Source organism: Nocardiopsis sp. NPDC055551 (assembly GCF_053619415.1).
The window spans coordinates 348,770-363,498 of record NZ_JBSHJJ010000003.1; the positions used below are offsets into that span (position 1 = coordinate 348,770).

The window sequence follows — 14,729 nt, forward strand, 5'->3', positions numbered from 1 at the left end:
GATACACCAGAGACAAAAAATCCATGTATTGGAAAAAACAAGAGTCGTATATCCGAAAAGTGTATTTTGCGATTGCTGGAATAATGGGGCAGGTCCACTACATGCACGAGGAGACAGCCGTGGCCCAGGGTTCCCCCGTTCGCCGCCGTCATCTGGTCAGCCAGCTCAAGCGGCTCCGCGCACATGCGAAGCTGTCGCAGGAGGAAGTCTCCAAACGCATGGGCTGGGACCCCGGAAAGATCATCAGAATCGAGACCGGCAAGTTCATCCGCCTGAACTCGGCCGACGTCTCCGAGCTGTGCCGCCTCTACGGCTCCACCGATGAACTACGCGAGGACCTGGTCGACATCGCCAAAGCCTCGCGCACGCAGAAGCCCTGGTGGTTCCAGTACAAGGACGTCAGCATCGGAGCCTTCTACGGCCTGGAGCATGAGGCGGCCAAGATCCAGCACTACACAGTCGGCCTGATCCCCGGCCTGCTCCAGCACCCGGACTACATCGAGGCGATGATGGCCCGGGGCTTCGTCCCAGATCAGGAAGAGCGCAGTCGGCGGGTGGAGGCGCGTATGCAGCGCCATACGAATGTCCTGCAACGGGAAGCGCCTCCACGCATCTGGATGATCTTGGACGAATCCTGTCTGCGCTGCGTCATCGGCGGACCCGAGGTCATGGCCGTCCAGCTCGACCACCTGTTGACCCTCTCAGCGCGCGCCTCGACCAATATCCAGGTGCTACCGGCATCCGTGGGCATGTCCCGCACCTATGGGTTCTCGCTGCTCACCTTCGAGGAGAACGACCGCGCGTTGTTCGTCGATGTTCCCCCGAACGGGTTGTTCTTCGAGGACCAAGCGGACATCGTGGAACACGAGATAGCTTTTGACCAACTACAGGCGTCCGCGCTCTCCACCTCCGAGTCGCAGACCCTCCTCAAGACGCTGATCGACGAATATAGAAGGCCGTCATGACTCCGAATACGACCACCGACGAATCCTTCATCCCCGCCGTCCCTTGGCACAAGGCGAGTTACACGAACGACCGTGGAGAATGTGTCGAGGTCGCGGAGGGGCCGATCACCGGGGTTCGCGACACCAAGCACCGTGAACTCGGAGCGCTCTTCTTCTCCAGCGGCGAGTGGGAGTCCTTCCTCCACACCGCCAAGCGCGACCTCGGCTGACGAAGCCCCCACAACCGTCGCGGGTGGGGCGCAGAGGCCCCACCCGCAACGGTGGTCTTGTACTTGTGGTCGACTCCGGCGCCGGAGTCGACCACAAGTACAAGACCACGGGGGATCAGGGCCCGGTGCCGGGACGGTCTAGTCGGTCGGCTGGGGGTCCAGGAAGTGCTCTCGACACAAGAAGGCGTGCCGAGAGAAATCACTGAACACGCCGTCCACGCCGACCTCGAAGAACGCCTCGTACTCGGCGGCGAAACCCCCGTAGTCCTTGGGGTCACCGTCCGAACGCAGGTCGGTGGGCAGGAAGTGGTTCTCGCTGCGGAAAGTGAACGGGTGCACCAGCAGCCCGGCCTCGTGGGCGTCGTCGACCAGGGTGGTGGGCTGACCCAGCGAACCGTCCTCGTTGGTGGTGATGACCAGGCTCTTGTGCGGTCCGATGGCGTGCGCGAACGTCGCCACCTCGGCCAACCCCTCCGGCGTCGTGTAGTGCAGCCAGTGCTCCTCGGTGCCCATCAGGTACACCAGCGGCAGCCCGGTCTCGGCGAGCTTGCGCAGGCTCTCGGCCTCGAAGGACTGGAGGAACACCGGGACCCGGGGCTCCTCGCCGACCAACTCCGCCTCACGCAGCGCCGCGATCAGCTTCGGCTCCAGGTCCAGACCCTGCTCGACGTGGTGGGCGGGGTGCTTGGTCTCGGGGTAGATCCCGACCGGGCGACCCAGCTCCTGGGTGAGGGTCAGGGCCAGCTCGATGACCTCCTGGAGCGTGGGGATCTCGTAGGTGCCGTCCATCACCGCGTTGTCCGGCCGCACCTTCGCCATACGCTCGATCGCGCGCAGGGTCTTGATCTCGGCCAGGGTGAAGTCCTGGGCGAAGAACCCCTCCACCGTGCGCCCGTCGATGGTCCGGGTGACCCTCCGATCGGCGAACTCGGGACGGCCGGCCACGTCCGTGGTCTCGCCGATCTCCTGTTCGTGCCGGCAGATCAGGTGGCCGTCCTTGGTGGCGACCAGGTCCATCTCGATGAAGTCGCCGCCGTGCCTGGCCGCCAGCTCATAGGAGGCCAGGGTGTGCTCGGGCCGGTGACCCGAGGCTCCCCGGTGCGAAATGATCTTGATGGGGATTTCTTGCTTGTTCCTGCGCACAGTCGAACCGTCCTGAGAAACGATGAGCGGTAGTAAGAGGAGGAGGCCGACCCACGCACGGCGGGTCGGCTTCCATTCTCCAAGGTCGTCGGACCGGGTCAGGACAGCTTGGTCAGCACGTGGTCGATGCACTCGGTGAGTGCGTTGACGTCGCTGGGCTCCACGGCCGGGAACATCGCCACACGCAGCTGGTTACGGCCGAGCTTGCGGTAGGGCTCGGTGTCCACGACGCCGTTGGCGCGCAGCACCTCGGCGATCCTGGCGGCGTCGACGTCCTCGGAGAAGTCGATGGTGCCGACCACCTGGGAACGCTGGGCCGGGTCCGCCACGAAGGGCGAGGTGACCGAGGTGCGGTCCGCCCAGTTGTAGAGGATCGAGGAGGACTCGTGGGTGCGCGCCACGGTCCACTTCAGCCCACCCTGCTCGTTCATCCACTCCAGCTGCTCGGCCAGGAGCAGCAGGGTGGCCACGGCCGGGGTGTTGTAGGTCTGGTCCTTGGCGGAGTTGGAGATCGCGGTGGGCAGGGAGAAGAACTCGGGGACGTAGCGTCCGCTCGCGGCGATCTCCTCGACCCGGGCCAGGGCCTTGGGCGACATGATCGCGATCCACAGCCCACCGTCGGCGGCGAAGCTCTTCTGTGGGGCGAAGTAGTAGACGTCGGTCTCGGCGATGTCCACCGGCAGACCACCCGCGCCACTGGTGGCGTCCACGAGCACGAGGGCGTCCTCGTCGGCGCCGGCCACACGCTTGATCGGCGCGGCCACACCGGTCGAGGTCTCGTTGTGGGTGAGGGCGTACACGTCCACGCCGGCCTCGGCGACGGCCTCGCCGTGGGTGCCGGGGGCGGTGCTGATGATCGTGGGCTCCGCCAACCACGGAGCGCCCTGGGCGACCTTGGCGAACTTGCTCGAGAACTCACCGAAGGACAGGTGCTGCGACTTGGAGCGCAGCAGTCCGTGCGCGGCGATGTCCCAGAAGGCGGTGGTGCCGCCGTTGCCCAGGACCACCTCGTAGCCGTCGGGCAGGGAGAACAGGCCGCGCACCCCGGCACGGACCCGACCCACGAGGGACTTCACCGGCTTCTTGCGGTGGGAGGTGCCCATGTAATGGGAACCGGAGGCGGCGAGGGCGTCGAGTTGCGCGGCTCGGACTTTGGACGGGCCGCTCCCGAAACGACCGTCGGCGGGCAGCAGGTTCGCGGGAATCTGAATCTCGGTCACACCGCACAGCGTAGTGGTGGACCCGGTGACGCCGCCGGTCAGGGCGGCGATTGGTCGCGTGAAATCACGTGAACGTCGGTAGGTGCCTTCACACGATTGTTCGGTGTCCGGTATTGGACAGCGACGATTTCGCTTCGCCCGGTGAAAAACCGTTCACCTTGTTGTCTAATGGGGCGCTTCCCAGGGGTGATGAGCGATACGAACGGTGGAAGGGAGGCGCTTCGTGACGGACCGGAACGGCAGCGATCGATCGGATGGCACGCCCCGGAGGGCCGGTGACCTGCCCGGTTTCCTTCAGGTCTTCGAGGCGTTGAGGTCACGTCCGCGATGGGGCCTGCATCGAAGGCTGCGTCGTATGGAGGCCCGCGTCGCCCATCGGCGCCCCGCCGGCAAGGGCAAGGTCCAACGCGGCGATCTGGCCGAACCCCCGCCCGTGCTCGACCTGGTGCTGGACGACGCCACCGATCACGCCGAGGTCCGGCGCATGCTCGTCCAACAGTGCGCCGTAGATCCCGTTTGGCTTCTCCCACCTCGGTCCACCGAGAAGCCGGAGGAGACCAGGGAGCCGGGAAAGGCGCGAATGGCCGACCCCGCCCACGATCCGCGTGAATGGTTCAAGGATCAAGGAACGCGTCCCCTGGGTCCCCAGGCCCGCCCCGAACTGGCCGACACCGTGCCGCGCGGCCTGCCCCGGGGGCGCTACGAGGCACTCGACTCCGACACCGACGTCACCACCGACGAGCTCTACGACTACATCGAACACCTGGTGAACGACGGGTTCGCCTGGAAGGACTCCCCACCGAAACCGAAGAGGGGTCGCAGACCTCCACCTCCGCCACGTCTGCCGCGTCTGAACTCCCTGCTGTGGCTGCGCCGCTGCGATCTCATCGAGATCAGGAGCAGGGCGAGCGGTGACCGATCCGAGAAGACCCCCGAACACGGCCGTCTGGAGAACACCAGCCAGGGGCAGACCGCGGTCATCAACGGGTTGCGCGAGGCTCGCCTGAACTACGCGATCCAGTATCGGGCGGACCTCCTGGACCGCGTCGAACAGGCCGGACACGGTTCGAGCGAGGAAGAACCACCCTCGCGTGGCGAGATCTTCAGCGCCACCGCGCTCGTCCACTGGCGCAGACTCGCGCGGGTCGCCGCCGTCACCTCACGTTGGGTCACACGGATCTCGGGCAAGGCCACCTTCGGGCTGGCGGACGAGAAGATCCTCACCCCGCTGGCCTTCATCGTCTCGCTCGTCGTCACCGCCACCCCCTTCGCCTTCGTGGGTCTGGCCGCCCAGCAGCTCGGTGAGATCGTGTCACTGCTGACCGGCGTGTTCCTGGCGGTCGTGTACCTGCTCACCGTTTTCTTCTTCTTCCTGCCGTGGCGCCCCTACCGGTGGCTCAACCACCACCGGTACGTCATGGACCCGGTCGAGGACGACTCCCGGCAAGCACAGGAACCCGCGCCCGAGGGCCAGGGAAGGGTCGGGCGGCACCGCGCACGCGGTGTGCACCTGCTCAACGAGCTCCACCACCCCCAACGCAACAAGGGGCGGATCGGCGGCGCCGATCCGCGGAAGGGGGCCCACCCACCCGGCACCCATCGCATCGCGGTGAACGCGCTACTCGACGACCTCCACCAGGTCTACGGCGCGAACCGAAGTCGCGGGCGGGCCCGTGCCTCCCGCCCCGTCCTCGTCTACGACCAGCGGGGCCTGGGCCGCGTGGGCCGCTACCTCATCCGATTGATCGAGGACGAACGGCTGCGGCGCGCTCTGCCCGACCCCCTGCTGCTGGTGCAGATCCGGGATCGTGACGGGGAGAAGCCGCTGATCGGCGGTGAGATCGCCGTCGCCAGGTACAAGAATCTGCCGGAGTTCGACGGGACCGACTCGGTCCCCAAGGAGATCCGTGGCTGGCACCGTGAACGCCACCTGTCCGGCGCGCTCGGCGCCCGACGCACCCTTACCCTGCACGTCGCCGGGCGGCCACCGGAGTCGCGGGAGAGGAGCTGGCGGACCGAACCCACGTGGGTGATGACCCGCCCCGTCAAGGCCGCTGCGGTGAGCACGGGCGCGGTCGCGGTGACCGGCTTCCTCGTACTGGCCGGTCTGGTCCTGATCCCGGAGCAAGCACAGGCGCTCCATCCGTGTATCGATGAGGGGTCCTGGGTGCCCCAGGGCATTACCAGGGTCAAGGGCAAGGATCGGAAGGAATGCTATGGGGTGACCTTCGGCGACTTCGTATTCGACGAACGGCTGCGGGAGGTCACCGAGCTGATCGGGGACCAGAACGACGCGGTGGACGACTCGGGGAAGCCCTACGTGACGATCGCCTATGTCGGGGAACTGAGCGCTGCGGATTCCAAGGACGCTAAGTACGTCGAGGACGTTAAGGCCTTCAAGAAGGACACCAAGGACTCCGAGGACTCCTCTCCGGTCGAAAACGACGGCTCCGAGCTGGCAGGGGTCCAGGGCGAACTGCTTGGTCTCGCCTACCAGCAGGAACTACAAAACGATGAACGGGGAAAGGATCGGCCCAACATCAAAATCCTCCTCGGCAACGTGGGGGAGGACTGGACGTACTCCAAGGAGACGGCCAAGGAGATCGTCGATATGGCGAAGGACGAGAGCCTCGCCATGGATCGACCGATCGCCGCCATCGGCTTCGGGCACAGCGTGGTCAACAACAGCTTGGCCATCAGGGAGGTCGGCAAAGCGTCCCTGACGATGATGGGGACCACCGCCACCTTCGACGACGTCGCTCGTTCCGGGGCCGGAGGGCACAATCGCTTCTTCTTTCCGGTGGCGCCGTCCAACAGTCGCATCGCGGCGCAGGCCGCCCAATGGGCCTTAGAGGGTGTCTCTTGGACCGACCCCGAGGGGGCGGAACACGGCCTACCCGAGCATAAGACGGCCGTGGCGCTCGCTGACGCCGAGACCGACGCCAAAAATAATGAGCACGAACAGTACGGTCGGCACTTGGCGCAGGAGTTCATGGAGGCCTTCGTCAAGGGCAGTGAGACAAAAGACGGTGAGATAAATGGAGAGGCCTGGCGCAGCTCGGAGGTCCTCGACTCCGACGAGTACGACAGCCAGGGGGTTCTGCTTTACCAGGACAAAACGACCCTCCGCGAACAACTGAGGGGAATCTGCTCGGATGACCCGCCCGACCTGATCTACTACGCCGGTCGCTCGGAGGACTTCTCCGGGTTCTACAACGCACTCATTCATTCCAAGGGAGCGAAGTGCAGCAGCGGTGAAGTGACCATCCTCGGTGGTGACGACATATCCAAGCACCTCTCCGACGAGGAGCAGACCATCGAGGATTCTGCCGAAACCCATCCGGTCTTCTACACGCCGCTGGCACCCAGCGGCCCCTGGGGAACCGAAGAGGAAGAGGAAGGTCTCAGCGGTAGCGGCCAGGGCTTCTACTCCGCTATGAGTCGACTCGTGTGCGAGCACTACGGGAGAGGGTCCCAGCAGGACTGCGCCGATAAGGAGTTGTGGGATAAGAATCTGCTGTCCGCGGACTGGTTGCCCTCCATTGCCCACGCGGCCATCGGCAACGACGCCCTCCTGGTTATCGCCGACGCCCTGCCTCCCACCGGACCGACCAAGGGGGAACCGGCGAACGACGGGTTGCGGCAGCGGCTCGGTCTCGACCAGCAGCCCTTTCTGCGCACCGATGACGACTACGAGGAGAAGCGGGACGAACTGTACGGCCAGGTCGAGGAGTTCGAAGGGCTAACCGGGGTCTCCGGGTACATCAACTTCGACAACGACAACGACGGCAACTGGCTCGGCGGGCGCATGGTCCAACTGGTGCTCGTCGGCCCCAGGGTCACCGACCAGACCGGCGACGTGCAACGTCAGCACGTCCTCCAACGCTGCGGTACGCGCAATTCCACCACCGTCGAGCCGGGCCCGCAGTGCCTGCCGGTGGACGTGGGGTGATGACGGGCGGCGGGGGAGGACCCGTGGACACGCGGGAGGCGGGGGGCGGCCGGCGCCGCCCGGCCCCGACGCGAGATCATGCCGGGTGTGGACCACCAGAACCCCGCCGAGCTGCGGAAACCGTACATGGGTGAGCCCTTGCGTCGATCGGATCTGGCGGAATCGCCGATGGCCCAGTTCCACCTGTGGTTCGACCAGGCCTGCGAGGCGGGTCTGGCCGAACCCAACGCCATGGTGCTGTCGTCGGTGGAACCGTCGGGCCTTCCCCGGTCGCGCACGGTGCTCATGAAGGGCTATGACGGCTCGGGACTGCGCTTCTTCACCAACTACACCTCGCGCAAGGGTCGTGCCCTGGCCGCCGATCCGCGGGCGTCGGTGGTGTTCCCCTGGCACGCGATCCGCCGCCAAGTGCTGTTCGCGGGTGTGGTGGAACGCCTCGACGACGAGGAGAACGACCGCTACTTCGCGTCCCGACCACGCGGCTCCCAGCTGGGCGCCTGGGCGAGTGAACGGCAATCGCGGCCGGTCGCCGATCGCGAGGAGTTGGATCACCTGTTCCACGAGTTCGACTCGGTGTGGGGCGAGGACGAGGCCATCCCGCGGCCCGAGTACTGGGGCGGGTATCGGCTGATCCCGCAGGAGGTGGAATTCTGGCAGGGTGGTCCGGACCGCATGCACGACCGGTTCCGCTACCTGCTCGGCGCGGACGGGGAATGGACGATCGACCGCCTCGCTCCCTAAGGGAACCGGGTGGCCGGGCCGCTACGGGGTGATGTTGGTCGCTTCGTACATGAGTTCGGGAGTCGTCGAGTCACGATTCGGGACGTGGGCAGGGGTCTTAAGTAGTTCATTTTTCAACCGAATGGCCTGCACACCTGTGACCTCGGTCCCTTGCGTCACATGAGTCTCACGGGTCGTTCGTGTCCGCATCGTGAGACGAAGGGGAAAATCAGGCTCGGCGCGCCAGGATATGCTTGGTGCATCGGTGGTCGCTCCAGCGGTACCTCGGACGTCCCGGTCCCACCCGGCCCCAGGGAATCACGTGGTCCCGGCCTGTGTTGAGAGAGACCTGCCGTGCTTGTCGTGACCGCGCGACGAGCACAGAGCCTTGGGAGGGGAGTCTTGACCGCACACGGGCTGATCGACACCACGGAGATGTATCTCCGTACGGTCTTCGAGCTCGAGGAAGAGGGCATCGTCCCGCTTCGAGCGCGTATCGCCGAGCGCCTGCACCAGAGCGGACCAACGGTGAGCCAGACGGTCGCCCGTATGGAGCGCGACGGACTGCTGCGGGTCGAGAACGACCGTCACCTGGTGATGACCGAGGAGGGGCGCAGGCTGGCCACCCACGTCATGCGCAAGCACCGGCTCGCCGAGCGCCTTCTGGTCGACGTCATCGGGCTGCCCTGGGAGGACGTCCACATCGAGGCCTGTCGCTGGGAGCACGTCATCTCCGAGGAGGTCGAGAAGCGCCTGGTGACGCTGCTCAACGCCCCCTCGGTGTGCCCGCACGGCAACCCGATCCCCGGCCTCGACGAGCTGGGCCTGGAGGGGTACGCCCCCGAACCGTTCACCGACGACTCCATCGTGCCGATGGTGGACGCGGCCTCGAACACGGACACCACCGTCACCGTGCGTCGCATCAGTGAACAGCTCCAGCCGGACGCCGACATCATGCTCACCTTGCGCGAATCCGGGGTACAACCCGGACAGGAAGTGGTCCTTCGGGCTTCGGACGGCGGAGTGCGGATCATCGGCGAGGACGGTCACAGCGACCTCCCCGCGGATGTCGCCGGGCACATCTTCGTCGCCAAGCCGTGAAACGTCCGTACACGTTGATTGGTTGTTCATCGGGATTGTCTCATTGCGCTGCGGGAACGTTGACGGTGTTGCTACGCTCGCCCCAAGGTGCGGTCGTTCGGGGTACCCGGAGCGGGCATGTATGCAGCTCATGACGGCGAGGTGGCGGCTAGATGACACGGTGGGGTGAGCCCTTCCGGGAGAGTGACGCGCTCGCCACGGCAGAGGTCGTGGATCAGGCCGAGATCGCCATCGTCGTCATCGACCGGTTCAGCCTCCTTCGGTACTGGAACCCCTACGCTCGCGAGCTGTTCGGGTTCATGGGCGGTCGTGACCACATCGGCCTGTCCCTACTGGACATCGGCATCCACGAGTCCGACCGCGAACACGCCTCCCAACTGGCCCGCCGCGTCCTTCGCGGCGAACCGTGGGAGGGCACCTTCGCGGTGCTCAAGGGCGACTCCACCTGGATCCACGTGCGAGCGCAGGCCGTGCCCATGCGCGACGACTCGGGCGAGATCGACGGCATAACCCTCATCGCCCGCGAGGCCCTGCGCAGTGGTCGGGTCGAGGAACAGTACGGGCTGCTCGAACGGATCGGCAGCCGCCTGGCCGGCTCCCTGGAGTTCGACTCCACCGTCAAGGGCGTGGCCGGGATCCTCGTCCCCCAGTTCGCCGACCACTGCTTCATCGACCTCTACGACCACGAACGGTTGGTCCGGCAGGTCTCCGTGCACGCCGAGGGCTGGACGCCCCCGCCCCGCACCTGGTTCGACGTCGGGGACGAGGTCCGCTACCCCGAACGCCACTTCGTCACCCAGGCGCTGCGTCGACTCGAAACCGTGGTCAGCAGCGACTACCTGTACGAGAACTCGCCCAACGACCGCTCCGACCGGGTCTCCCGCCAGGTCGGCGTCACCTCCGCGATCGCCGCGCCGCTCCGTGCCCGTGGTGAGGTGCTGGGCGTGCTCACCCTGGCCCTGTCCGGCCTCTCCCCTCGACAGAAGAGCAGCTACGGCGGCTTCGACCGCGACCTGGTCGGCGCCATCGCCTCCCGGGTCGCCCTGGCCATCGACAACGCCCGTCTGTTCGAGCAGGAACGCTCCACGGCGCTGGCCTTCCAGAACAGCCTGTTGCCCGGTGACTTCCCTCCCCTGGACGGGCTGACGGTCGCCAAGCAGTACCTGCCGGCCGGTCCGCTGGAGGCGCACGGCCACGGGGTGCAGACCCAGGTGGGCGGAGACTTCTACGACGCCATCCCCCTGTCCGCCGGACGGGTGGGCCTGGTCATCGGTGACGTGGAGGGCCGCGGCCCGCACGCCGCCGCCGTCATGGGCCAGCTGCGCGCCGCCCTGCGCGCCTTCGCCCAGGCCGACCGCGAACCCGCCGACATCCTGCGCGAGCTGGACGAGTGGGTGCGCCAGCTGGGCACCCCCGACGACAAGGGCGGGGTCTGGATCCCCAGCGTCAGTTGCCTGTACATGGTCTACGACGCCTGGTCCCGGGAGTTGTCCTACGCCAACGCCGGGCACGCGTCGCCCCTCCTCATCAACTCCGACACCGTGGAGACCCTGGACCTGGAGGTCACCGACCGCATGCTCGGCGTTCGCGCCAAGGGCGGGTCGGGGGAGGACATCGTCTACCACCAGGCCGACCTGCGCCTGCCCACCGGCGCGACCCTGGTGATGTACACCGACGGTCTGGTGGATCGCAAACCCGTGGGCGGCAAGTCCGACCCCGAACGTGCCCTGGCGCAGCTGACCGAACGCGTCGCCGAGGTCGCGGACAAGGACGTCGAACAGATCGCCGAGGCGGCCGTGTACAGCGTGCCGGGCGAGCTGGACGACGACACCGCGCTGTTGGTCGTGCGCACGCACTCCGAGGAGTTGGCGCTGCGCGAGGGCTGGTTCCCGTCCGAGGCCTCCACCGTGGGCGAGGCCCGACACCTGGCCGCGGACACCTTCAAGGAGTGGGGCGTCGATCGGGACCAGGCCGAACTGGCCTGCCTCCTCGTCTCGGAGATCGTCACCAACGTGGTCATCCACGCCACCCCTCGCCCCGTGCACCGTGAGTTCACCGGCGGCGGGGTGCTGGACTCGGAGACCCCGCTGGAGGGCGGCGGAGCGCCCGACGAGTTCGACGAGGACTGGAGCGACCTCTTGGAGGCCGTCGCGGAGGAGGACGAGTCCAGCGACGACTCCGGCGACAAGGAGTTCCTGCTCCGGTTGCGCCGTGGCGCCAACGCCGTGTGGGTGGAGGTCTTCGACCACGACCTGCGACTTCCCCGGATCCGCAGCGCCGCCGCCGACGACGAGGGCGGACGTGGCCTGTACCTGGTGGAGCAGCTCGCCAGCCGGTGGGGTTCGCGTCCCACACCGGACGGCAAGGCCGTGTGGTTCGAGATGCCGATGCACGCCCCCGAAGAGGCCGAGGACGTGGCGGCCGACGAGGCGGAGAAGGTCGACGAGGACGTCTGAGCCGGCGTGCGGCGGTGTGCCGGGCGGGTCACCGCCGCACACCGCCGCCCCGACCGACCCGGTCCTTCCGGTCTGCGACCACCACCATCGGCCACGGGGATCTCGAAGTGCCGATTCGATGATTCACCCTCTTTTCCCAGGTGGGGTAACGTGCCCCGTTAAACCTGTTCCGGGTCGCTGAAAAAAGGCCGTCAGAACACCTTGCCTTACTGTAGTCGGATGGTTACTTTATCCAGTGGTAAACGGACATCCCGCTGCGGAAATGGTGGTGTGTGCATTGTCGTCCGGGGCGGGAAAACTGGTCCTGAGTTCCACCGGTGATTTCGGGGGAGAAAGCCCCGATGGGATCGCCGGCCCCCTTCGGCGACCCTGGGTGTTCGCCAAGAGGGGTGGTGTGTCCCTCCTCGGGGCCTTCGCGATCGTGCTTGCCCTCGCGGCTCCGGCGTTCGCCGAGCCCCCGACCTCCCTGCCCGCGAATTCCTCCGAGGCCGAAGCGAAATGGCAACCGGCCTTCGACTACGACACGGACGGTTGTTATTCGACGCCCGCGATCGGACCCGATGGCAGTGTCGCCGAAGGGTTGAACACCTCGGGGGCACTGAACGGAAACTGTCGCGACCAGTCCGACCTGGACAACACCAATTCTTATTCTCGCGCCAAGTGTGATGACAGTGGTTGGTGCGCCTACATGTACGCCCTCTACTTCGAAAAGGACCAGGTCCTGCCCGGATGCTGTGGGCATCGGCACGACCTGGAACACGTCGTGGTGTGGGTCCTCGACGACGAGGCGCGCCACGTGTCGGCCTCGGCGCACGGAGACTACGACACCCGGGCGGCGGAGGACCTCCTCTGGGAGGGCACCCACCCCAAGATCGTCTACCACAAGGACGGCGCCTCCACCCACGCCTTCCGGTTCGCCGCCGACCACGACGACCCACCCGAGAACCACTACGGGGTCTGGCAGTACCCGGACCTGGTGGGCTGGGACGGCTACCCCGAGGGGATCAGGGACATCCTCGTGAGGGCCGACTACGGCTCCGCGCAGCTCGACCTCAAGGACGAGCGGTTCGGTGACTCGCTCGCCAAGGCCGTTCCCGACGGGATCGACTTCGACCCGTACGCCTGAACCATCGAGGCCGAGGCTCGGGCGGCCGGTCCCCACCCGCCTATGGGATCGTTCGTTCGTGCCTCGCCGATTCTCCGGACGCCGAAGGGCCCGCCTCGTGAGGCGGGCCCTTGGTGTGTTCGACGTCGGTCAGCGCCAGGACCAGGCCCACAGCAGCATGCAGACGAAGATGAAGACCAGGACGATGGCACCGGTCTTCCACGGAATGTGGACCTTCGGACGGAGCTTGCGGACGCCGAGGACCAACAGGATGACCAACAGCCCCATCACGATGAGGCCGTCCCACGCTCCGCTCATGACCGGGACCCTTCCGAACGGGGGTTTAGGGCATGTTCCGCGAATACATACCCTGCTGCGCGGCGCCCCAGCGGCACCGTCACTGCGTTCTCATCAGTCGACAGCCAAACCCGGGCGGGCCCCCGCTGTGCGACACTGCCGAGCTTGCGAGGCCGTGCACAGTAGGGGCACTCCTTCTTCGGCCTTGTGCCGGCACCACTGGATGCGCCGCTCGCGACGGGCAGCATCCACGGAATACGCCCTACAGACCCAGGCCCCGGCCCACGATCTCCTTCATGATCTCGGTGGTGCCACCGAAGATCGTCTGGACGCGTGAGTCCTGCCAAGCCCGTGCCACGGGGTATTCCATCATGTACCCGTACCCACCGTGAAGCTGGAGGCAACGGTCCATGACCCGGTTGCACATCTCGGTGGTCCACCACTTGGCCTTCGCGGCGTCCTCGACGGTGAGCTCACCCCGGTTGAGCAGCTGGACCGCCCGGTCCACGTAGGTGCGGCCCAGGTCCACCTCGGTGGCCGACTCGGCCAGGACGAAACGGGTGTTCTGGAAGCGTCCGATAGGTCGACCGAAGGCGGTGCGGTCACGGCAGTACTCGATGGTGTGCTGGAGCATGAAGTCGGCCGAGGCCACCGCGCAGGTGGCGATGGACAATCGCTCCTGCGGCAGGTTCCGCATCAGGTGGATGAAGCCCTGGCCCTCGGTGCCGATGAGGTTGGCCGCGGGCACGCGCACGTCGTCGAAGAACAGTTCGGCGGTGTCCTGCGCCTTCATGCCGACCTTGTCGAGGTTGCGGCCACGGTCGAAGCCGGGCGTATCGCGTTCGACGCAGATCAGGGAGAAGCCCTGCGCACCCGCCTCGGGGTCGGTCTGGGCGACCACGACCACCAGGTCGGCGTTGATGCCGTTGGTGATGAAGGTCTTGGCGCCGTTGAGCACGAACTCGTCGCCGTCGCGTACCGCGGAGGTCTTGATCCCTTGGAGGTCGCTGCCGGTCCCGGGCTCGGTCATGGCGATGGCGGTGATCAGCTCACCGGAGGCGAAGCCCGGCAGCCAGCGCTTCTTCTGCTCGTCGTTGGTCAGGCCCACCAGGTAGGGGGCCATGACGTCGTTCTGGAGGGTGACGCCGAGGCCTGTGGCGTGGGCACGGCAGATCTCCTCGTTGACGATCTGGTTGTAGCGGTAGTCGTGGACGCCGGTACCCCCGTACTCCTCGGGCACGCCGTGACCGAGCAGCCCGACCCGGCCCGCCCCGACCCACACCTGACGGGGGACGACGCCGTCCTTCTCCCACTGGCCGTGGAAGGGCTGGACCTCCCGCTTGAGGAACTCCGCGACCGATTCGCGGAAGAGTTCCTGGTCGGCGTCGAAGAGTTCCCGCTTCATGTGCTGCTCCGAGGGTGTCGGGGATCACTGTGTTCCCACACGGTAACCGAATCACGTTCGGTTATGAAGGTCGGGAGGCAAGTGGGGGCAAAGTTCCCGTTCCCCCTGGCGGTTCCCCGACCCGAGGAGGAAGGGGCTTCCTAGTGTGGCCGCAGC

General features: G+C 66.6%; 11 protein-coding genes. 7 read left to right on the forward strand and 4 right to left on the reverse strand.

Features of this window, described 5'->3' with window-relative positions; all coding sequences use genetic code 11:
- Positions 1–101 precede the first annotated feature (101 nt).
- Together ACWGSK_RS07990 and ACWGSK_RS07995 are read left to right on the forward strand one after the other, a co-directional pair.
- On the forward strand, positions 102–965 hold the full coding sequence (locus ACWGSK_RS07990) for a helix-turn-helix domain-containing protein (protein WP_358515157.1): 864 nt from the start codon (positions 102–104) through the stop codon (positions 963–965).
- Positions 962–1,174 (forward strand): DUF397 domain-containing protein, encoded by a 213-nt coding sequence (locus tag ACWGSK_RS07995; protein WP_358515160.1) that lies wholly within the window; start codon positions 962–964, stop codon positions 1,172–1,174. Before ACWGSK_RS07990 ends, ACWGSK_RS07995 begins: the two co-directional genes overlap by 4 nt.
- 138 nt (positions 1,175–1,312) lie before the next feature.
- Here the strand turns inward: ACWGSK_RS07995 and ACWGSK_RS08000 are convergent, their stop codons facing one another.
- The gene (locus ACWGSK_RS08000) at positions 1,313–2,317 is read right to left on the reverse strand and encodes a glycerophosphodiester phosphodiesterase family protein (RefSeq protein WP_358506856.1); all 1,005 of its coding nucleotides are present in this window, start codon (positions 2,315–2,317) and stop codon (positions 1,313–1,315) included.
- Positions 2,318–2,415: 98 nt separating this feature from the next.
- Positions 2,416–3,537: a phosphoserine transaminase gene (gene serC / locus ACWGSK_RS08005; RefSeq protein WP_358506858.1), complete on the reverse strand. Its 1,122-nt coding sequence runs from the start codon at positions 3,535–3,537 to the stop codon at positions 2,416–2,418.
- A gap of 223 nt (positions 3,538–3,760) precedes the next feature.
- On the opposite strand from serC, the gene ACWGSK_RS08010 reads away from it, so the two are divergent.
- From ACWGSK_RS08010 to ACWGSK_RS08030, 5 genes are all read left to right on the forward strand, one after another.
- Positions 3,761–7,489, forward strand: coding sequence for an ABC transporter substrate-binding protein (locus ACWGSK_RS08010; RefSeq protein ID WP_452455491.1), 3,729 nt, complete (start codon positions 3,761–3,763; stop codon positions 7,487–7,489).
- Between the two features lie 87 nt (positions 7,490–7,576).
- Entirely contained in the window at positions 7,577–8,230 is a 654-nt protein-coding gene (gene pdxH, locus ACWGSK_RS08015; protein WP_358506862.1) for a pyridoxamine 5'-phosphate oxidase, read from the forward strand.
- Between the two features lie 381 nt (positions 8,231–8,611).
- Positions 8,612–9,310 (forward strand): metal-dependent transcriptional regulator, encoded by a 699-nt coding sequence (locus ACWGSK_RS08020; RefSeq protein ID WP_358506864.1) that lies wholly within the window; start codon positions 8,612–8,614, stop codon positions 9,308–9,310.
- A gap of 152 nt (positions 9,311–9,462) precedes the next feature.
- Positions 9,463–11,766, forward strand: a complete 2,304-nt coding sequence (locus ACWGSK_RS08025; protein ID WP_358506866.1) for an ATP-binding SpoIIE family protein phosphatase — start codon at positions 9,463–9,465, stop codon at positions 11,764–11,766.
- A gap of 394 nt (positions 11,767–12,160) precedes the next feature.
- Positions 12,161–12,892 (forward strand): NPP1 family protein, encoded by a 732-nt coding sequence (locus ACWGSK_RS08030; protein WP_358506868.1) that lies wholly within the window; start codon positions 12,161–12,163, stop codon positions 12,890–12,892.
- Positions 12,893–13,021: 129 nt separating this feature from the next.
- Here ACWGSK_RS08030 and ACWGSK_RS08035 read toward each other — a convergent pair whose 3' ends face one another.
- The gene (locus ACWGSK_RS08035; RefSeq protein ID WP_358506870.1) at positions 13,022–13,189 is read right to left on the reverse strand and encodes a hypothetical protein; all 168 of its coding nucleotides are present in this window, start codon (positions 13,187–13,189) and stop codon (positions 13,022–13,024) included.
- A gap of 241 nt (positions 13,190–13,430) precedes the next feature.
- Entirely contained in the window at positions 13,431–14,573 is a 1,143-nt protein-coding gene (locus tag ACWGSK_RS08040; RefSeq protein ID WP_358506872.1) for an acyl-CoA dehydrogenase family protein, read from the reverse strand.
- Positions 14,574–14,729 lie beyond the last annotated feature (156 nt).